We start from the raw sequence: 20,204 nt of genomic DNA, 5'->3' as shown, positions 1-20,204 counted from the left end.
CGACTGCCAGAACAAGGGAAAGGGCAAGCACAGCATCGCTGAGCCGGCGGGGAAAGCCGTTCAGATGTCAAGGCCGACCATAGCGTGTCGCGGTCAGGCGATCCGAAACCGCGCAGGACTTTGAATCGATAAATCCAGCCGCCCGAAGAGTGTCGCGGATGTGACGGTCGCCAAACGGTACGCCGGCCCCTTTGGGATAAACCGCCCATAGCGGTAGTGAAGGCCGGGCGGCATGGACCGCCAGCGCAGCCTGAAGATCGGAGGCGCGATCAATCCGGGCGATGATCATGTCGGCTTCGCCGATAACTTCGGTCTGGCTGCCTGTCGCCGCCTGTTCGAGAAACGGATCGTCAAGGACGCCGACGCACAAGACGCGGGCCCCCTTGGCCAGGCCGAGCTTCGCCTTCAGGCTGGGGGGCGGCGTAGCGATGGCCTTCACCCAGGCAGTTGCCACGGTGGCCCCCAGATGCAGCCACACGGACTCGCCGTGGGCATTGAAGCAAAGCGCCTCCCCGTCGACATGAACGTCGGTCAACATTTCTCGGGGAAAGCGCCTGCGGATGTCACCGCGCAAGATCAATTCCGTGCTTTCGAGAAGGGCCCGCACTTCGCCCGACTCACCGCCGATTTTCACCTGTGTTATCGCTTCACGGCCCATCATTGCCTCCCGTTGTTAATCCGCGCCGGAGCCGTCGTTAGCGCGCCCTGGCTGTCCCACAATAGGTATCGAGGAACCGGAAGGCGTCAGCTTGCCATACCGATATGCCACGATAGGCGAAACTGTGCCCGTCACGGTCCGATGAGCCATACGCCGGATAGAGGTTGATCTCCGCCGCCTTGCCAGCCTCGACCATCTCTTTGTGGAGAGTAACGCTCGGCGCTACATCGTAGTCGTTTTTGGCCTGGAAAAATAGCACGGGGATCGGGATTTGGCGGACCGCCTTTGTCATGGCGTCGCGCAGTTCAGGCGACTGTGCCCAACTTTCGGCCCCGCCCGAGGCATCGACCGCCGCGCAATAGCCGAGACGCCGGGCCCCAAGCAAGGCTTCGATGCCGCCAAACGAGTTTCCCATGGTGGCGATTCTGGATGTCTGCACAAAGGGCTGTTGAACAAGCCAGTCAAACGCAGCCGTCTGATCCGACAGATGATCGGTCGTCAGCAGCCTGACCAGGGTCTCGCTCGCGGCTTGCTGCCCGCCCCGTTTGCGGGCAGCGGCGATTTCATCAAGGATGTAGGGGCCGGCCTCGGCACTCAGGCCCTGCCCCCGCCGATAGGGCGCAAACAATACCCAGCCGTGGGCGGCAAACACCGGACCAAGCAAATCGAACGCCTGGGTGTTCGTCATGCCTGGTGCGCTACCGTGATTGTAGAGCACCGCAGGGAACGGCCCGTCGCCCGGTGGCTTATAGATCAGGCCTTTTAACACTATAGGTGAGCCGGCTTCGGTATAGGTCACCGTTTCCGATGGAACGTCAACAGCCTGGCTTTTGCCGGCCTGGCAACCCAGCAATGCCACGGCGAAGCAGAGGCTGAGGCGGACCTTGCTGATATGCATACGTGCAGTTCTTTCCTGGCAAGTGGGACACGATGAAGTCGTCCACGACGTTGGTATCAGGCTTCGCATCTTTACGGTTGGGTGGCAAGTGCTGGAAACCAGGTAAATCATACAGCGGACTGAAAGCAAAACGATACTATTTTGTCGATTTGCCGCTACCGGATATTGACTAGCGCAGGCGACTCGTCCTGGGGCGCCTCGACATCGTGCGCCCATGTCGCATCCGGCTTCAACAGCAACAACTGCTCCTCCATCACCCGAAACTCCAGCGGATTGTCCATATAGCTCACTTCGCCATCCATGGCCACCTTGACTTGGCGGCGTCGCGCCAACCTGCGGCCCTTCACTTTCACCTGCATCTGCTTGAAACTGAAGGTGGTCAGTTCGTCGGCCTGATCCAGCCGCCCCATCCGACCCAGCGCGCCGTGCAGCAGCAACCACAACATCCCCAGTTTGCCTTTGGTGCGGGGCGCCACCGCCGCCAGCCGGCCATCCTCCAGCGCGGCGCTCATCGGCGGAATGCCGATCTGCTCCATTTGCAGGCGATTGTTCCCAACGAAGAATGTGGCGGTGCGCAGCCGCTGCAGCTGGCCGTCGATTTGCAGCACCAGGCGCAGACGGCGATGCGGACTCAAGACGGTTTTCAGCGCCGACAGCGCCGCCACCAGCCGGCTGCGGCCGAACTGCTTCTTGTCCAGTTCGCGTTCCTCCAGCAGCCTCGGATACAGGCCGATGCTGGCGTTGACCAGGAACACGCGGTCGTTGACCATGCCCACCTGCACCGGATGCAGGCGCGCGGCGAGCAGCGCGTGCACCGCCGCGCTCAGGTCTTCCGGGATGCCGTGGGTGCGGCCGAAATAGTTGAAGGTGCCCTGCGGCAGCACGCCGAACGCGCAGCCGTGCGCGATCGCCTGGCGCGCCACCGCGTTGATGGTGCCGTCGCCGCCGGCCGCCACCAGCACGCCGCCGGCGTCAGCCGCTTGCCTGGCAAGCTGGCCTGCGATCTCGTCGATCGTGTCCGGTCGATCGACGATGGTTAACTCAAACTGCCGACCTGCGGCGCGCAGCACCGATTCAATGGTCGTGCGCCGTTCCTCCGTCTCGGAATGGCCGGAGCCGGCATTGAGGGCGATGAAAAAACGGGCGTCGGGCGAGGTGGCGGTAGCTGGCATTGGGCAAGGTCGGTTGGTCGATCATCACCGGCGCGGTGCGGCAAGACATTGTATCCTTGACATCAACTTTGCATATGCTCGGTAGCCCACGGAAATCAACAATCAACCAGCGCCTGTATCATCGTAGAACCGGGCCAATGACCATCGGACCAGTACGACGGATGAGCGCGTGCACGAATGTCAGACTGCCTCCATCCGTGACCCCGAGCGCGCGAACTATCGCCGTTGGGCGAGCCAAACCGTGTGGCCGCGACAGGTTTGGTCGTCGGCGACATTGGCGACGAGGGCAAAACCTTCCTTCTCAAGCAGTTCTCGGTACTCTCCTGCATCGAGGCTGGCGTGGTATAGCGGTTCGCCCTCGAGGTTTCCGATGGCTTCGCCATGCGACGGGCCGCTGGTGAACATCAGCATGGCGCGCGGTGCGGCATGCGTCCGGAAGACCGCGAACATGCGTCGTTGATCCTCGTGATTCAGATGGAAAAAACTGTTCCAGGCAAGGATGCCGTGAAAGCGCCCGTCAAGGCGTAAGGTGCGCATGTCCGCCACCAGGGCTTTCTGATTGGGGAGGCGCGCCTCGAACATGGCCACCATCGCGGCGGAGGAATCGACACCGGTCACCGCGTAGCCGCGTTCGCTCAAATACTTGGCGATCGGCTCGCCGGCGCCGCAGCCGAGATCCAGTAAGGAGCCGCCCTCGGGGATGTCCTGGGTGAAACGGTCCAGCCATGCACGCTCGTATAGTTCGTGCTCATGCAAACGGGCCTTCACCCATGTGGCGGCGTGGCGTTCGTAAAGATCGACTATAGCTCCGGCGGCGGGATTCATAAAAACTCCTTATTAATGCTAGCTGTGTACGACCGTTACGTGTGGCCAGCGCAACGCATAGTTCTTCTGTGCGACGCGCAGGCGATAAGTCTCCATGCTAACCCGCGTCGGGTTGCGGCGCACCACGCAGTTGAAAAGATCGTCCAAACCGTGTGGCGCGATCACTTCGATGGAATCATCCCGATTCAGGCATAGCCCGACGGAAGTGGCGTATTCCGGCCACGAGGCGACCGCGTCCGGGAGTGACGCCAGCGGCTCGACCGCATGCCCGAAATACCCTTCGAACCATCGATGCACCGCCGCCTGGTTGGTGACTTCCCAGGGAATCTCCGGCATCGCTTCGTGAAGACGACGCTGCAGGTCCGCTTCCGTTCCCGCCGCCAGGTCGGATGCGTCAAAATAAGCGACGTCCACGTCGGCCAGCCGCGACGGCGTCGAATGGTCGTGCAGGGCGTCCCACACCAGATTGCGCACCGCGCCCGCGCCGATGCACCATGACGGGAGTTCCAACTCCCGCACCGCTTTCAATGCCGGCATGAACCATGCGGAAGATCGAGCGATACGACATAGGCGCTCCTCCAATTCATTTCCGTGCGTAATGTCCATATCGGCCCTCAGTTCAACGTCCGTTCCTCGGGACGCAGCGTCAGCACCTGCACGCCGTTGCGCGTCACCGCCACCGTATGCTCGAACTGCGCGGACAGCTTGCCGTCCGTCGTCACGACGGTCCAACCGTCATCCTCGGTGTGCACGGCGCGGCGGCCCTGGTTGAGCATCGGCTCGATAGTGAAGACCATGCCTTCCTGTAGCACCAGTCCCGTTTGCGGCTTACCCCAATGCAGCACCTGCGGCGGCTCGTGCATTTCCCGGCCTATGCCGTGCCCGCAATATTCGCGGACGACCGAGTAGCCGTTGCGCCGCGCGTGGCGCTCGATGGCGTGGCCGACATCGCCCAGCCTGGCGCCCGGGCGCACGGCCTTGATGCCCTTCCACATCGCCTCGTAGGTCACTTCCACCAGCCGCCTGGCCAGCGGCGAGACTTCGCCGACGAGATAGGTTTTGCTGGAATCGGCGATGAAGCCGTTCTTTTCCAACGTGATGTCAAAATTGACGATATCGCCGTCCCGCAGGATATCGGTGGTGGACGGCACGCCGTGGCACACCACGTTGTTGCGGGAGGCGTTGAGCGAATAGGCGAATCCATACTGCCCCTTGCTGGCCGGACGCGCGCGCAGTTCATTGACGATGAAGCTGTCGACCATGTCGTTGACCTGCATGGTGGACATGCCGATCAGGCTGAACTGGTCCAGGTGGCCGAACACGCTGGCCAGCAGCTTGCCCGATTCCGCCATCAGCGCGATTTCCTCCGGTCGCTTGGTCATCCGAGCGCGCTCCGGAACCCGGTGTCGACGTCGACGCCGACTCCCGCCGCCCGCAACTCCCCGGCGACGATCTCGTTGAAACTGAGCGTAGGATTCATTTCGCACAACATGCCGATCTTGATCCAGAACGCCGCCTGCGCGTTGATCGAGCGGCAGCCCACGCCGCTGGCCTTGCGGATCTGGTCGTGCAGATTGTCGTCGATGTTTACGATGCCCATGAGTGGTCCTATATACGAAGTGTATATGGATTGTATATTCATCGTATGGTCCGGCGCAAGCGGCTTTCTCAGCCTTTGTCATCCTCCGGGATAGGCCGCACCACCAGGAAGTGATACGACATGGCGCCGACGAAGGCGATGCCGGCGCCGGTCAGCAGCGCCGGCACGAAGGACCAGGTCTGCGCGATGTAGCCGGTCAGCACCGGCGCCAGCGCGCCGCCGAGGAAGCCGCCGAAGTTCTGCAGCGCGCCGAGCGAGGCGATGCGGCTGGGCGGCGCCGCCACGGTGGCGAGCGACCAGGCGCAGGCCGACGAGGCGTTGGCGAGGAAGATGACGATCGAGATGCAGGCGACGGCCACGACGTTGCTGTCGACCAGCGCGGCCGGCACCGTGAACACCACCATGCCCAGGGTGGCGACCACCACCGCGTTGCGGCGCCCGGACACCGGTGAAGTGGCCCGGCTGGCGACGCGGTCGGAGGCCCAGCCGGCGATCAAGGCGCCGGCGAAGCCGCAGATGAATGGAATCGACGACGCCAGGCCGGCGCCCGCCAAATCCATGTGCCGCTCGGTGCGCAGGTAGCCCGGCAGCCAGGTCAGGTACACCCAGTTGAGGTAGACCGAGCCGAAGAAGCCGAGCATCATGCCCCATGTCGTGCGGTGGCGGAACAGCGCGCACCAGGCGGCGAAGCTGGCCTTGGTCGCCGTGCCCGACCCGCCGGCCGCCGCGCCGGCCTCCAGATAGGCGCGCTCGCCGGCGCTCAGTTGCGCCGGCACCGGATCGCGGTACAGCGCCACCCACACTGCCGCCGCCACAAGGCCCATGGCGCCGGTGACGAAGAAGGCCCAGTGCCAGCTGGTGGCGGCGATCAGCGGCGCGAGCAACAGCGGCGCGAGCGCGACGCCCAGCGGCGAGGCCGAATTGTAGATGCCGGTCGGCGTGCCGCGCGAGCGCGCCGGGAACCAGTTGCTCACCACGCGCGCCGCCGCCGGGAACTGCGGCGCCTCGCCGATGCCCAGCGCGATGCGGGCGAGTACGAACCAGCCGAAGGTCGCGGCCAGCCCGCCGGCCGCCTGCGCCAGCGACCACACCACCAGGCCGATGCCGAGCAGCCAGCGCGGCCCGATCTTGTCGACCAGCGCGCCCACCGGCAGCTGGCACAGCGCGTAACTCCACGAGAACGCCGACAACAGCAAGCCCATCTGGCCGAGCGAGAGGCCGAGGTCGGCGCGGATGTATTCGTTGGCGACGGCCAGCGTGGCGCGGTCGAGGTAGTTGATGACGCCGCAAACGACCAGCAGCGCCAGCGCCAGGGTTTGGCTGCGGCGAATGCCGGGAGGGGTTTCGTTACCGGAGATTTTGATCATTGCGGAAGGCGGCTGTGCGGTTGGCGCGAAACATTCGCGGCGGGAGCTGTCCGCCCCCTGAAAAGCCACGAGTATAGTCGACCGCGCCCTGGGCCAGCCTTGGCCCGGGGCCTGGGTCCGCGAAAAAAGCCGGTTTGGGCTATGTACGGTACCGTACTGAGTTCCATATGGAAATAATTAACACTGTGCAAGGGGGCAGCTTTTCCCCCTGCCGATAGCAGCTCTTCGGTGCCAAAGGCGGAACACCGGAGATAGTGATGATTTTAGTGGTCGAAGACGACATGGATTTGGCGGAGGCCTGCCTGATGGTGCTGGAAAGCTCCGGCTACGAGGTCGAGGTGGCGCACGACGCCGAGGAGGCGCTGGCGAAGATCATGCGGCACAAACCGGATCTGTTGATCTCGGACTGCATCATGCCGGGCCGTACCGGCGTGGAGCTCAGCGAGCAACTGCGCACGTTTTACACGCGCGGCATGCTGCCGATTCTGCTCATGAGCGGTTCGCTGCGTAATCAAGTCGCGCACGGCGACAGCTACGACGGCTTTCTCTGCAAACCCTTCCTGGCCGAGTCGTTGCTGTCGGAAGTCAAGAAGCTGTTGCCGGGCGAGGCAAGTCCCCGGTTGACGCTGGTGCCGGGTTGAGAATGAAATTAGCCACGTTTATCCTGTCCAATCTTGAGCCGATATTAAAAGAGTGGGAAGAGTTCGCGGCGTCGCTGGCGCCGCTCGAGGACGCCACCAGGGGCGAACTGCGCGACCATGCGGCCGAGGTGCTGCGCGTCATCGCGGCCGATCTGGAGACGCCGCAGGCCGAGCATGAAAGCATCGCCAAGTCCAAGGGACTGGCCCTCGCCACCGGCGTCAACACGCCCGCCGAAACCCACGCCGAGGAGCGCGTCGCGGCCGGGTTTTCCGGCGAGCAGGTGATGGCCGAGTACCGGGCGCTGCGCTCCAGCGTGCTGCGCCTGTGGGCCCGCGACGCCGGGCGCACGACGCCGGACAGCCTGGGCGACGTGATACGGTTTAACGAGGCGATCGACCAGGCCCAGACCGAGTCCATGGCGCGGTATTCGCGCATGCTGCGCGAAGCCCAGAACCTGTTCCTGGCCATCCTCGGGCACGACGTGCGCACGCCGCTGGGCGCGGTCAGCATGGGCGCCCAGGTGCTGCTCATGGATCAGACGCTGCCGTCCAAGGCGCTCAAGGTGGGATTGCGCATCCTGAACAGCTCGAAGCGGATGGACGCCATCGTGCGCGACCTGCTCGATTTCTCCACCACCCACCTGGGCGACGGCATCCCGATCGATCCGCGCACGGTCGACCTGCTGGAGATTTGCATCCACACGATGGACGAGGCCCGGATCTTCCATCCCGACCGCCAGTTCGAGTTCAAGGCGGAAGGCGACCTCGTCGGCGCATGGGACGGCCAGCGCATGGGGCAGGCGTTCTCGAACCTGCTCTCGAACGCGATCCAGCACAGCACGTCCGGCAGCGTCATCCGCGTCGCCCTCACCGGCTTGGTCAATGAGGTGGTGTACGAGGTGCGCAACGAGGCGGACGTCTTGTCCCCGGCCAAGCTGCGCACCTTGTTCGACCCGATCAAACGGTTCGCCATCCGGCCGGCCAGCGAACGGGTGGGCGCGCGCATGCAGAACCTGGGCTTGGGCCTGTATGTCGTTAAAGAAATCGTCAGCGCGCACGACGGCAAGATCGCGGTCACCTCCAATGCCGACGACGGCGTCACCTTCACCGTCCGCTTGCCACGGCAAACACCGCACCGCCGCAGTGGCGACAGCCTCAAGCAATTAGCTTTAAGTAATTAGTTTCTTTCACCATTCCCGCGGACCCCGCCGAGCCGGCCGACCGCGACGAGGAGCCGCAATGCAAAAGCTCATCACGCGCGTACGCATTTCCGTGTCGCTGTCCGCCCTGATCACGTTGTCCGTCGGCCTGGCGCTGACCGCGCTGCTGTTCGTCAGCGTGCGGCGGGTCGAGGCGGCCCGGCAAACCGTGCAATTCCAGCAGAACGCCAAGCTGCGCATCAACGCCGTGGCCGGCGGGGTGCGTGATGCCGTCGACCAGGTCGACGCGCTGCGGCAACTGTACGCCACGTTCGGGGTGCTCAGCCGCGAGCAATTCCACCAATTGAGCCTGCCGCTGCGCGAGCGCTCGCCGCAAATCCAGGCGCTTGGCTTCCAGCGCCTGATCCAGCACCGCGAGCGCGCCGGCTACGAGGCCGCCATGCGCGGCCGCTTCCCCGGTTTCACACTGACCGAACTGGTCGACGGCCGCGTGCGCCGCGCCGGCATCCGCGACAGCTACCTGGTGGTCGACTACCTGGAGCCGCTGTTCGGCAACGAGGACCACGTGGGACTGGACACGGCGCCGATGGCCGAGCTGGCCGACGCCCGCCGGGTGTCGCGCGGGCGCGGCGGCAGCGCCGCCACCGCCGTGCTGCCGCTGTTGTTCGCCAGCGGACGGCACGAGGGCTTCCGCGTGCTGGCGCCGGTGTTTTGGCGCGGCGCGCCGCTCGACACCGCCGTCGGGCGCGAGCGCGCGGTCGTCGGCGAGCTCGTCGCCGAGCTGCGCGTCGACCGCCTGTTCGATCCGGTGCTCGAGGCGCGCGGCTTCGCTGCGCTCGAAGGCGTCGGCATCCGCCTGTTCTCCGCCGCCCCGGGCGGCCCGCCGCGGCTGATCGCCAGCCACGGCGACGTCGGCGGCGCGGTGGCGGCATCGCCGAACGGCCCGCACTGGCTCTCATCGTGGTTGTTCTACGATCGTCCGGCGCCGGTGGTGTCGTCGTTCGCGCTGGCCGGCCAGACGCTGCGGGTGGAGGTGAGCCAGACCGAAACCTTCTTCGCCGACGGCCACAACGGATCACAATACGCGCTGCTGGGCGGCCTGCTGTCGACCTTGCTGGCGACCGCCTATATCTACGCGCTGGTGACGCGCCTTGCCATGGTCGAGCGGGCCACGCGCGCGCGCACCTCCACACTGGAGTTCGCCAACCTGCGCCTGGCCGAGGACCTCGCCCAGCGCGTCCAGACCGAGCAGGGGTTGCGGCTGCGCGAGCGCGTGATCGAGGTGTCGGCCAACGCCATCATCCTGTGCGGCGCGCAGGCGCCGGAGCACCCGATCGAATATGTCAATCCGGCGTTCGAACGCCTCACCGGCTTCAGCGCGCAGGAGGTGCTGGGGCAGCGGCTCGATTTCCTGCACGGCGGCGGCCAATACCAGGGCAATATCGAGCAAATCCAGACCGCGCTGCGCGAGCAGAGCGAGGGCCACGCGCTGGTGCGCAACCACCGCAAGGACGGCAGCGGCTACTGGAGCGACCTGTTCGTCGCGCCGGTGCAGGACCAGCACGGCGCCGTCAGCCACTTCGTCGTCGCCCAGTACGACATCTCGGCGGCGATGGGTTACGAGGCCGAGATCGAATACCAGGCCACCCACGACAGCCTGACCGGGCTGGCCAACCGCAATTTGCTGCGCGACCGCCTGAACGACGCCATCGCCGGCGCCCGGCGCAGGAACGGCGCGTTCTGGGTCGCCTTCCTGGATCTGGACCGCTTTAAATTCGTCAACGACACCCTGGGGCACGAGGCCGGCGACACGCTGCTGAAGATCGTGGCCGACCGGCTGTCGGCCTGCCTGCGGGAAACCGACACGGTGGCGCGCGTCGGCGGCGACGAGTTCATGCTGGTGCTGCCCGAAAATCCCGAGGATGGCACCGGCGTCGCCGTCCTGACGCGCCTCATGGAAGCGGTCGCGCAGCCCATCATGATCGAGGGGCACGAGTTCGTCGTCACCTGCAGCGTGGGCGTGGCCACCTATCCGACCGACGCCGACAGCGCCGACGGCCTGTCCCGTTTCGCCGACATCGCCATGTACCGCGCCAAGGAGCTGGGCCGCAACGCCTTCCAGTTCTACACGGCGGAGATGAACGAGCGCACGCTGGACCGGCTCAAGATTGAAACCGACCTGCGCCGCGCGCTCGAGCGCGACGAGTTCGTGCTGCATTACCAGCCCCAGCTCTGTTTGAAGAGCGGCAAGATCATCGGCATGGAGGCGCTGCTGCGCTGGAACCATCCGACCCAGGGCATGATCGCGCCGGCCCGTTTCATCGGCCTGGCCGAGGACATGGGGCTGATCGTGCCGATCGGCGCCTGGGTGCTGCGCACCGCCTGCCTGCAGACGATGGCATGGCATAAGGCCGGCTGGACCGGGCTGCGCGTGGCCGTCAACCTGTCGCCGCGCCAGTTCACGCAGAAAACGCTGGTGCAATCGATCGCCGACCTGCTGCACGAGACGGGGATGATCCCGTCGTTGCTGGAGCTGGAGCTGACCGAGGGCACGGTCATGCACGATGTCGAGTACGCGATCGAGGTGCTGCGCAATTTGAAGGCGCTCGGCGTGCAGATCTCTATCGACGATTTCGGCACCGGGTACTCGAGCTTGTCGTATCTGCGGCGCTTTCCCATCGACGTGCTCAAGATCGACCAGTCTTTCGTGCGCGAACTGAGCATCGACGCCGATGACGAGGCCATCGTGCGGGCCATCGTCACCCTGGCGCACAGCCTGCGGCTGGAGGTGATCGCCGAGGGCGTCGAAAACACGGCGCAACTCGATTTCCTGCGGGACGAGGGGTGCGACATGATGCAGGGCTATCACTACAGCCGTCCGCTCGGCAGCGACGCGTTCGAGCAACTGCTGCTGCAGGACCGGCGCCTGCCGACCTAGCTCAGGGCGCCGGCCGATCGTCGATCCGGGCCAGCAGATCGGCGCGCTCCTGGCCGATGTGGAAGCCGGCCGCCGCCATCGTCATGCCGGCCGCGCCCAGCGCGAAACTGGCAAGCTGCAATCCCGACTCGACCGCTTCCGACACCACCTCGGTGGCGCCGGCCTGCTTCAGCGCCCGCGCGTGCTTTTCGTCGCGCGCCCGCGCCAGCAGGCACAGGGCCGGATAGTGCCGCCGCAACGCGCCCACCGCGTGCAGGGCCGCATGGGGATCGTCCATGGTCAGCACCACGCAGGCGGCCTCGTTGACGCCCAGCCGCCGCAACAGCTCCGGCAGCGAGGCGTCGCCGGAGAACACGCGGTCGTCGTGGCGCTTGCTTCTGGCGTCGTCGACCAGGCGGCGGTCGCGTTCCACCGCGATGTATTTGATCCCCTGCTTGTCGAGCACATCGGCGATCAACCGCCCCACCCGGCCGAAGCCGCCGATGATGACGTGCCCGCTCAGATCGGCGGCGGGCTGCTCCTGGCTGTCCGATGCCGCCGCCTCGCGCCCGGCGCGGTCGCGCCGGGCCAGGGCCGCGCCGATGGCGGCGGCGCCGGGCGCGATCAACATGCTCAGGCTGACCACCAGCAGCAGGAATTGACTGGCCTCGGGCGTCAACAGCCGCGTGCTGACCGCGTAGGCGAGGATGATGAAGGCGAACTCGCCGCCTTGGCCCAGCAGCAGGCCGCCCTGCAAGGCCGTGGCCCAGCCCAGCCGGCCCAGCAACAGCGCCACCACCCCCGCCTTGATGACCAGCAGTCCCAGCACCGAGGCCGGCAACAGCAGCGGGAACTCGGCCACCAGCCGCAGGTCGACCTCCATCCCCACCGCCATGAAAAACAGCCCCATCAGCAAGCCTTTGAACGGCTCGACGATGATCTCGACCTCGTACTGGAACTCGGTGTCGGCCAGCAGCAGGCCCGCCAACAAGGCGCCCAGCGCCAGCGACAGGCCGCTGGCCGCCGTCAACGCGGCGATGCCAAGCACCATCAGCAGGATCAGCGCGACGAACACGTCCGGCTGGCGCTGGACGGCGGCCGAGGACAGCAGCGGCTTGGCGATCCGCCTTCCCGCGACATACAGCAAGGTGATGGTGGCGGCCGCCTTGGCGACGGCGATCAGCAGCGACCATCCCAGCGCCTGGCCGCCGTTGCCGGCCAGCCCCTCGACCAGGATCAGCGCCGGCACCACGGCCAGGTCCTGCAGCATCAGGATCGCGAAGCACTTCTGGCCCAGCGCGGTCTTCAGCGCGTGCTGCTTGCTCATCAACTCCATCGCCACGGCCGTGCTGGACATGGCCAGGGTCAGCCCGACCGCCATGGCGGCGGCGGGCGGGTTGCCGAACGCGTAGGCGAACAAGCCGATCACGCAGGCGGTGATGCCGACCTGGGCCATGCCGGTGCCGAACACGTCGCGCCGCAAGGACCACAGACGCGTCGGCGACAGCTCCAGCCCGATCATGAACATCAGGAACACGATGCCCAGCTCCGCCAGCGACTTGATTTGTTCGACGTCCTGGAACGTCACCAGCGCCAGCCACGGCGCCCCGCCGCCCCAGTCGCTGACGCCGTGGGGACCGAACAAGATCCCGACCGCCAGGAACCCCAGCATTTGATTGACGCGCAGCCGCTGCAAGACCGGCACCAGGATGCCGGCCAAGGCCAGGAAGAGCAGCGCTTCACGAAGATGGTAGGCGGACATGCGGGGCCGGGGCGGCTGTGGGATTATTCCGAGTGTAGAGGCTGGGCTCCGTTGGCACAAGGGACGAATATCAAGCGCAATGATTTCTCATCGGCGCGATCTGCCAAGGCGCCGCGCAGCCAATACCAGCGCGCTCACGCTCAGCGCTAGACCGGCCGCCAGGGCCGTCAGCATCAGCGCCTGCCGCAGCGGCCTGCTGCCGCGCAGGAAGGGAAAGTCGAAGCTGTGCAAACCGTTGAACAGCCAGCGGTAGAGCCGGCGGCTGTCGTCCATCTGCGAAAGGATCTGGCCGGATCTGGTATCGACGTGCACCCAGGTCGACGCGGCGTCGTCCAGGCGCACCCGCCGCGCGCTGGCGGGCAGCGCATCGGAGTGGGTATGGCCGTAGGCGTCGTCGGCGGCGATGGCGGCGATATCCCGGACCGGCATCGGCGCCCATGCCGCCGCCACCGCTTGCATCAGCAAGCCGTCGGGCAGCTGGTTCAGCGGCGGCTGTGGCTTGCCGGCTGCAAGCGGTATCAGGCGGTAGGCGGCACCGGCCGCGCCGCGTTGTACGACAAAGGGCCGCCCGCCGACGGCCAGGAATTCGATCTCGCGCGCCGTGCCCATCGTCCGCAGCGTCTCCGGCGTCAAATCCGCCATGGCGGTGGCCAGACCGGCGCCGCGAAACCGGGCCGCGCGGTCGGCGTTGGCCTGATCCAGCGAAAACAGGCGTCCGTGGTCCATCGACAGCCAGCCGCTGAACACCCATGTCAGCGCGAACAGGCCGCCGGTTAGTCCCAGCACATGGTGCCAGCGCAGCCAGCCGCGAAACGCCGAGATGCCGGCCCGGCCCGCGCGCCGCTGGTTGAGCAAACGCACCAAGCCGACGCCATAGCCCGCGGCGGCCACGACGATGCCACCCAGCGCCAGCCACCATACCGTTTGGTCCCACGCCCATGAATTCTTGCGCAGCACCGTCGGATACATCCAGTGCACCACCGCGCCGACCCAGTTCCAGCCGCGCTCGAAGCGCGTGGTCCGTTGCAGCACTTGCCCGAGGCCCGCCGACACGTACAATTCCGTGCCGGCGGCGTCGCCCAGTGCGATTTTGTAGAATGGCCGGGCGGCGTCGAAGCGATGGTGCACCACCCACTGGTCGTAGTCGAACGGGCCGCCGACCGCTTGCGCGGGATGGCCGGCGAAGCGCTCCGCCAGCCGTTTGGCGTCGGCGGCGTCCAGCGGCGCCGGCGTGCCGCCATCGTCGGCGTCGACGCCGAGCACGCGGCCATCGTCCAGGGTGGCCAGATAGCGCGGCCGCCCCAGCACGTCGACCAGGCGCAGCCGCGATACCGACAACCCCGGCAGGCCCCGCGCCGCCGTGGCCGGCGCGACCTTCACGGCGGCCAGCGCCACCGGCGCCGAGGCGGCGACGCGCTCGCCTTCGCCGAGCGAGGGAAACGGCACATACATCATGACGAAGCCGGTGCCGAACCACAGCGCGAACAGCAGGCAAAAGCCGGTGCCCAGCCAGCGGTGCAGACGCGACAGCTGGCGCGCCGGCCTTCGCAGCAGCGGCGCCTTGCTAGAAGTGGCCGACAAGACCGATTTCATAGCTGAGCGGCGCCCCGAGCTGGACCTGTGTTGGATAGTTGACGTCGGCCCATTGCGCGTACACCTGTTTGGTGACGTTGTTGAGGCGTCCGCTCAGGCTGACGTGACGGTTGATTTTATAGGTCGCGAACAGGTCCACCAGCGTATAGCTTTTCAGCGCCAGGGTATTGGCGGTGTTGCCGAAGCGTTCGCCCACGTGGCGCACGCCGGCGCCCACCTCCAGCGGCACGCCGCCGAAGCCGCTGTAGCTGTTCCACAGGTTGGCGGTCCATTTCGGCACATTGGCCGGACGGTTGCCGCTGGCGTCGACGCCGTTGCTGGTGTCGATGAAATTGCGGTAGCTGGCGTCGGTGTAGGCCAGGTTGGCGTTCACCTTCCACGCCGGCAGCGGCCGGATGTCGAGCGCCGCTTCCACCCCGCGCGACTTTTGCATGCCGGCCGCGTCGACCACGTCGGCCGAGGTTTGCGTCAGCAGGTTTTTGCGTTGGATGTCGTAGTACGCCAGGGTCAGCGCGCCATTGTGGCCCAGATCGCTTTTCAGGCCCACCTCCACCTGGCGCGATTTGCTCAGGTCGAAATTCTGCCCGGCGTTCACCAGCAGGATGTTGGCGCCGACCGGGTCCTGGCCGGTGCTGTACTGGAGGTAGGGCGTCAAGCCGTTCGGCCCCTGGTAGACCATGCCGAGGCGCCAGTTCTTCGGCTTGAACTTGCGCTCGAAGCTGGTGGACGCCTGGAAGGCGCCGTCGGGGCCATAGTTTTCACGTTCCAGGTCGAAGCTTTCCAGGCGCGCGCCGCTGACCAGCTTCAGCTTGGCCGTGAGGTCGAGCGCATCCTCGACGAACAGCGCGACGTTGGTCCAGCGCGTCGGGCTGCGGCGTCCCGCCAGCGGCCCGAACGTGCCGGCCGCCGGCGCGAACGGATCGACGCTGTCGCCATCGGGAAAGCCGCGCACGCGCACGAAATCGAGCTTGCTGTAGTCGACGCCGACGACGAAGCGGTTGGCCAGCCCGGCCAGCGGCGCCGTCACGCCGGCGCTGAACCGGTTGCCGAACAGGTGTTGGTCATGGAAGACGAAAAAGCGGTCGCGGTCGACGCGCGCGGTCGCCGGATTGAAGGCGTAGGTTTCGGCGTTTTCCCATTTGCGGTCGGCGTAGAAATAATAGGTGTCGTTGCTCAGGGTGACGTCGTCGCCGGCCTTCCAGTGCAGGCTGGCGCGCGGCAGGTATTGGGTCGATGAGATCCGGGCGTCGCCGACGTTGTAGTTGACGTAGCGCATGCGGCTGTCCAAGGTGGCGCCGTCGGCCGTGCCCACCACGCCGTTCAGCGGCGATGTGGCGAAGGCGGCCGGCACCAGCGGCGTGCCGAAGTAGCTGGATGGATGGTCGGTCAGGTAGTCGAGGCTCAGCGCAAGGTCGAAGCGCGGGTTCGGCTTCCACAGCAGCGCAACGGTGCCGTTGACCGAGTCCGAACCGGCGCCGTGGACGTAGCCGCTGGCGGCGGTGCGGCTCAGGTCCGCGCGCAAGGCCAGGCCCTCGCCCAGCACCACGTTGCCGCCGACGCCGGCCTGGTTGCGGTCGAAGCGGCCGTACGAGGCGGCGACGTCGAGCGTGTCGCCGCGCAGCGTGGGCTTTTTGGAGATCACGTTGACGGTGCCGGCGATGGCGCCCTGGCCGTACAGCACCGAGCCCGGCCCCTTGAGCACGTCGACACCGGCGAGATTGAAGGCGTTCTGCGAGCGGTACGTCATGTCCGACGGTCCCAGATAGATGCCGTCGCGCAGTATCGTCACCTGGCCGCCGGTGAAGCCGCGCATCGAAAACTGCGACGGGCTGCCGGGGGCGCCGCCCGAGCTGACGCCCGGTATGCTGTCGACGGCCTGCTCGACGTTCTGGTAGCCGCGCAGCTCCATGGTCTCGGCGCCGACGGTGTCGATGGTGGCCGGGGTTTCGCGCGCGGTCAGGCCGAGCCGGCTGGCGGTGGACGCGGCCTTGTCGAGCGTGTCGGAGCCCGCTGTGCCGCCGACCACCACGCGGGTGATCCCGCGAGCGGCGCTTGCCGGGGAATCGGCCGGCGCGTCGGCGTGGTCATCGGCGGCGTGCGCCGGCAAAGTGGCCGACAAGGCCGCGATCGAGGTCAGGGCCAGCCGCGCCAGCCATACTTCATGTGATTTCATGCGTTGTACTTGGTGGTGAATTATTGTTCGAGTTTAGCCGGGCAACAGCTGGCCGCGCGGCGGAAGTGTACAGCAGGGACGGGCGGGTGACGCGGGGAGCTATTTCCCGTTCGGTGCGCAGGCGACGGCCGCGCGTTTGCGCACCAGTAGGCCGCAAGCGATCAGCAGGCCGGCGAACAGGGCGCAGCCGACGACGGTGTAGGCGAGCTCGTCGAGTTCGATATCGGGACGCAGCGTGGCCGCGATCTGGTACAAGGCCATCCCGTACGACATCAGCACCACGGTCCAGCCTATCCTGCGCCGGTGCGCGGCGGCGGTCGCGGCCGCCTGGTCGGAGGCGCCGCGCAGCAGCCGCACCATCAGGCGGCCGTCGGCGCTGTCGGTGACGACCATGCCGGCCGTGAAGGCCAGGCCGGCGGCCAGGGCGGTGGCGCTGCCGGCGTTGGCGGTCGCGGCGTAGCCCCACGCGGCCGCCTGCGTGGCGGTGTCGAACACCAGCGCGAACAGCACGCCGGTGCCGAAGATCGTCATCGGGTGCGAGCTGTTACGCAGCCGGCGCGGCATGAAGAAGGTTTTCCAGCCCCTGGGCCGGTACACCTGCTGTCGCAGCAAGTCGCGCAGGTTGAGCGTGCCGACCAGGATCAGCAACACGGTCGGCAGCCAGTCCAGGATGGTCCGCAGCAAGGCCGGCAGCTCGATGCCGCTGGAGAACGCGCCCAGCGCCACGGCGATGGCCGTCACCGCCAGGCCGTGGCCCAGCGCGAACAAGGTGCCGGTCCAGGGCGCCAGGCGCGGCCGCTCGGCCAGGGCGCGATAGGCCATGCTGTCGATGATGGCGATATGGTCGGGATCGAAACCATGCCGCAACCCCAGCATGAACATGAGCGATAAACCCGGGATCGGCAGCAGGGCGGTTTCCATAGTCCTCCATTTGCAATTGAATGCGTTGCAGGCATTCTAGGGACATACGGCAGTAAACGCAACTGTGTTGCAATAAGAATTAAGCGGCCTGCCGTTTCTCCGCGCCTGTCCACAGCACGAACAAGGTCGGAACCAGCAGCGCCAGCAGCGCGGGCGGCAAGGCCCCCGCCCCGAGCGTCTCCAACAGCAATCCGCCGGCGAGGCCGCCTCCGGCGATGGCGATGTTCCAAGCCGTCACCAGCATCGACTGCGCGACGTCGGCCGCCTCTCCAACCGCCTCGGCCAGGGCGGTCTGGAACAGGGTCGCGGCGCCGCCGAAAGCCAGTCCCCACACCGCCACGGCGCCGTGGACGATGGCGGCGCCGTTCGTTTCACCGGCGATGCCCAGCGCGGCCGCGGCGACGCCGAACAGTACCGTGCCGGCGATCGTCAATGCCCGCAGGTGGCGGTCGATCATGACGCCGACGACCCAGATGCCGATGAGCGAAGTCACGCCGAAGACCAGCAGTATCACGTCGATCCGGTCCGCCATGCCCACGCTGGCGAGAAACGGCGCGATGTAGGTGTAGAGAATGTTATGCGCGAGTACGAAGGCCAGCACGACAAACAGCACCGGCCGCACGCCGCGCATCATGAGCACCTTGCCGAGCGGCTGCCGGCCGCCCCGCTCCTGCCCGGGAAAATCGGGGACGATCAGGCGCACCCAGGCCACCAGGACCAGCGCGAGCACGCTCATGATGCCGAAGCAGGCGCGCCAGCCTATGACGGTCCCGAGATAGGTTCCGGCCGGCACCCCGAGCGACAGCGCCAGCGGCGTGCCCACCATGGCGATGGCGATCGCCCGCCCCTTCAGGTGCGCGGGCACCATGCGTCCCGCGTAGCCGGCCAGCAGCGCCCACAGCAGGCCCGCCGACACGCCCGCCAGAAACCGGGCCACCAGCGTCAACGCGTAGCTATGGGACAGCGTCGTGACCGTGTTGGCGAGCGCGAAGCCGGCGATGGCGGCGATCAGCAAAGGCCGGCGCCGCATGCCCTGGGTGGCGGCCGTGAGTGGAATCGCGGCAAGCAGCGAGCCCGCCGCGTACACGGTCACAAGCTGGCCGGCCAGCGATTCGGCTACGCCTAGCTCGCCGCCGATCAGCGACAGCAGGCCGGCCGGCAACGCTTCGGTGAGTATCGTCACGAAGCCGGCCGCCGCCAGGGCGAGCAGCGACAGCCAGGGCAGGCGCGCATCCAGTGCTTGGTCGGGCGCGCACGATGTGGAAAGTAGTTCCGGGCGTGGTGGCATGATGTTCCGATCAGCGATGCGGTTGGTTCGCGAGGCCTTGGTACACGGCGTCGCGCAGATCGCCGACGAACTTGCCGGACATGCCTTCGTACATGGCGTTGGTGAAGGCGACGACGCTCAGTTCGCGCGCGGGGTCGACGAACCACGAGTGTCCGTAGGCGCCGCCCCAACGCCAGGTCCCGGGCGATTCGGGCGACGCCGCCTTGGCCGGATCGACCAGCACCGAAAAGCCGAGCCCGAAGCCGAAGCCCGGCGCGTTGGGCAGCTCCAGCGCGCCGGTATGGTTCGCGCCCATGGCGGCGGCGCTCCGGCGGGAGAGGATGGGGGCGCCGCCACGGCGCAAGGCTTCGAGCAGGCGCAGCAGGTCTTCGGCGGAGCCGACCATGCCGGCCCCGCCCGAGGGGAAGGCGCCGGGGTCGAGCGCGCGCCGGGGCGAGTAGCGGATGCCGACGGCGCCGTCGAACGGCGAGACGACATCCCCTTCGGCGAGACGGCGCGGGGCGGCGCCGCTGTTGGCCGCATCGTTGACATACGCGACCGCGAGGCGGGACGGATCGGCCGCCGTGAAGCCGGTGTCGCGCATGCCGAGCGGGCCCGTGACCAGCGTCCCCACCGCCTCGTCCAGTGCCATGCCGCACACCTGTTCGATCACGCCGCCGAGCACATCGATCGCGAGCGAGTAGCCCCAGGCGCTGCCGGGCCGGTACAACAGCGGCGCGCTTGCCAGGCGGCGCAGGTTCTCGTCCAGGCTGATGCCGGCGTCGTCCATGCCGTCGGAGACGCCGGCCAGCGCGTAGGGTCCGCTCTCGTCGCTCTCCAGGAAGCGATAGCCGAGGCCGGCGGTGTGGGTCAGCAAATGGCGGACAGTAATGTCGGCAATGCCGCCATCGGCGAGGCGGGGCGCGAAGGCGGGCAGCCAGCGCCGGACCGGGGCGTCCAGCGGCAGCTTGCCCCGGTCCGCGAGGACCATCGCGGCGGCCGAGACGATAGGCTTGGACACCGACGCGAGACGGAAAACGGTGTTGTCGCGGACCGGGATGGCGGCCTCGCGGTCGGCCCATCCCGCCGCGCGCCGGTGGATGATTTCGCCGTGGCGGGCCACCAGCACCATGGCGCCGACCAGGCGCTGTTGCGCGAGCGCGTCATCGATGGCGGCGTCCACCAGTGAAGGCAAGGTATCGGCCGGGAAGCGGCCAGAACTGGAATGAATCGGACTTGCATGCATGTCG

The 20,204-nt window shown here is 66.9% G+C and carries 17 protein-coding genes; 3 read left to right on the top strand and 14 right to left on the bottom strand.

The genetic code is table 11. The features are described 5' to 3' along the window. Positions 1-67: 67 nt before the first annotated feature. The 8 genes from MRBLMU1_RS25345 to MRBLMU1_RS25310 form a co-directional block, all read right to left on the bottom strand. Positions 68-661, bottom strand: coding sequence for a hypothetical protein (locus MRBLMU1_RS25345; protein ID WP_363507535.1), 594 nt, complete (start codon positions 659-661; stop codon positions 68-70). Positions 662-695: 34 nt separating this feature from the next. Next, positions 696-1,556, bottom strand: a complete 861-nt coding sequence (locus MRBLMU1_RS25340; RefSeq protein ID WP_363507532.1) for an alpha/beta hydrolase family protein — start codon at positions 1,554-1,556, stop codon at positions 696-698. Positions 1,557-1,711: 155 nt separating this feature from the next. Then, positions 1,712-2,728, bottom strand: a complete 1,017-nt coding sequence (locus MRBLMU1_RS25335; protein ID WP_363507530.1) for a diacylglycerol/lipid kinase family protein — start codon at positions 2,726-2,728, stop codon at positions 1,712-1,714. 216 nt (positions 2,729-2,944) lie between these two features. Continuing rightward, complete coding sequence (locus MRBLMU1_RS25330) at positions 2,945-3,553, bottom strand: class I SAM-dependent methyltransferase (protein WP_363507527.1); 609 nt, start codon at positions 3,551-3,553, stop codon at positions 2,945-2,947. Positions 3,554-3,571: 18 nt separating this feature from the next. Beyond that, positions 3,572-4,090, bottom strand: coding sequence for a nucleotidyltransferase family protein (locus MRBLMU1_RS25325; RefSeq protein ID WP_363507524.1), 519 nt, complete (start codon positions 4,088-4,090; stop codon positions 3,572-3,574). A 77-nt stretch (positions 4,091-4,167) separates the two neighbouring features. After that, positions 4,168-4,935, bottom strand: a complete 768-nt coding sequence (map, locus tag MRBLMU1_RS25320) for a type I methionyl aminopeptidase (RefSeq protein WP_363507521.1) — start codon at positions 4,933-4,935, stop codon at positions 4,168-4,170. Beyond that, positions 4,932-5,153 (bottom strand): ParD-like family protein, encoded by a 222-nt coding sequence (locus tag MRBLMU1_RS25315; protein ID WP_315222905.1) that lies wholly within the window; start codon positions 5,151-5,153, stop codon positions 4,932-4,934. The genes map and MRBLMU1_RS25315 overlap by 4 nt, the downstream gene beginning before the upstream one ends. 68 nt (positions 5,154-5,221) lie before the next feature. Then, a complete protein-coding gene (locus MRBLMU1_RS25310; RefSeq protein WP_363507517.1) occupies positions 5,222-6,520 on the bottom strand; it encodes an MFS transporter in 1,299 nt (432 codons plus the stop codon). Positions 6,521-6,777: 257 nt separating this feature from the next. On the opposite strand from MRBLMU1_RS25310, the gene MRBLMU1_RS25305 reads away from it, so the two are divergent. The 3 genes from MRBLMU1_RS25305 to MRBLMU1_RS25295 are packed head-to-tail and all read left to right on the top strand — an operon-like array spanning position 6,778 to position 11,259. Beyond that, a complete protein-coding gene (locus tag MRBLMU1_RS25305; RefSeq protein ID WP_363507514.1) occupies positions 6,778-7,161 on the top strand; it encodes a response regulator in 384 nt (127 codons plus the stop codon). Between the two features lie 2 nt (positions 7,162-7,163). Continuing rightward, positions 7,164-8,342: a sensor histidine kinase gene (locus MRBLMU1_RS25300; RefSeq protein WP_363507511.1), complete on the top strand. Its 1,179-nt coding sequence runs from the start codon at positions 7,164-7,166 to the stop codon at positions 8,340-8,342. Between the two features lie 58 nt (positions 8,343-8,400). Beyond that, positions 8,401-11,259, top strand: a complete 2,859-nt coding sequence (locus MRBLMU1_RS25295; protein WP_363507508.1) for a bifunctional diguanylate cyclase/phosphodiesterase — start codon at positions 8,401-8,403, stop codon at positions 11,257-11,259. Between the two features lies 1 nt (position 11,260). On the opposite strand, the gene MRBLMU1_RS25290 is transcribed toward MRBLMU1_RS25295, so the two are convergent. The 6 genes from MRBLMU1_RS25290 to MRBLMU1_RS25265 all read right to left on the bottom strand — a co-directional run bounded on the left by MRBLMU1_RS25290 (position 11,261) and on the right by MRBLMU1_RS25265 (position 20,200). Then, complete coding sequence (locus tag MRBLMU1_RS25290) at positions 11,261-13,000, bottom strand: cation:proton antiporter (RefSeq protein WP_363507505.1); 1,740 nt, start codon at positions 12,998-13,000, stop codon at positions 11,261-11,263. 87 nt (positions 13,001-13,087) lie between these two features. Further along, positions 13,088-14,581: a hypothetical protein gene (locus tag MRBLMU1_RS25285; protein ID WP_363507503.1), complete on the bottom strand. Its 1,494-nt coding sequence runs from the start codon at positions 14,579-14,581 to the stop codon at positions 13,088-13,090. Continuing rightward, positions 14,565-16,766 (bottom strand): TonB-dependent receptor, encoded by a 2,202-nt coding sequence (locus MRBLMU1_RS25280; RefSeq protein WP_363507500.1) that lies wholly within the window; start codon positions 16,764-16,766, stop codon positions 14,565-14,567. Before MRBLMU1_RS25280 ends, MRBLMU1_RS25285 begins: the two co-directional genes overlap by 17 nt. 99 nt (positions 16,767-16,865) lie before the next feature. Beyond that, a complete protein-coding gene (locus MRBLMU1_RS25275) occupies positions 16,866-17,687 on the bottom strand; it encodes a hypothetical protein (RefSeq protein WP_363507499.1) in 822 nt (273 codons plus the stop codon). Between the two features lie 79 nt (positions 17,688-17,766). Then, positions 17,767-18,975: an MFS transporter gene (locus tag MRBLMU1_RS25270; protein ID WP_363507496.1), complete on the bottom strand. Its 1,209-nt coding sequence runs from the start codon at positions 18,973-18,975 to the stop codon at positions 17,767-17,769. 10 nt (positions 18,976-18,985) lie between these two features. After that, a complete protein-coding gene (locus MRBLMU1_RS25265; RefSeq protein WP_363507493.1) occupies positions 18,986-20,200 on the bottom strand; it encodes a serine hydrolase domain-containing protein in 1,215 nt (404 codons plus the stop codon). Positions 20,201-20,204 lie beyond the last annotated feature (4 nt).

Source organism: Burkholderia sp. LMU1-1-1.1, assembly GCF_040675865.1.
Lineage (GTDB): Bacteria > Pseudomonadota > Gammaproteobacteria > Burkholderiales > Burkholderiaceae_D > Rugamonas.
This window is presented reverse-complemented; position numbering and strand designations above follow the sequence as displayed.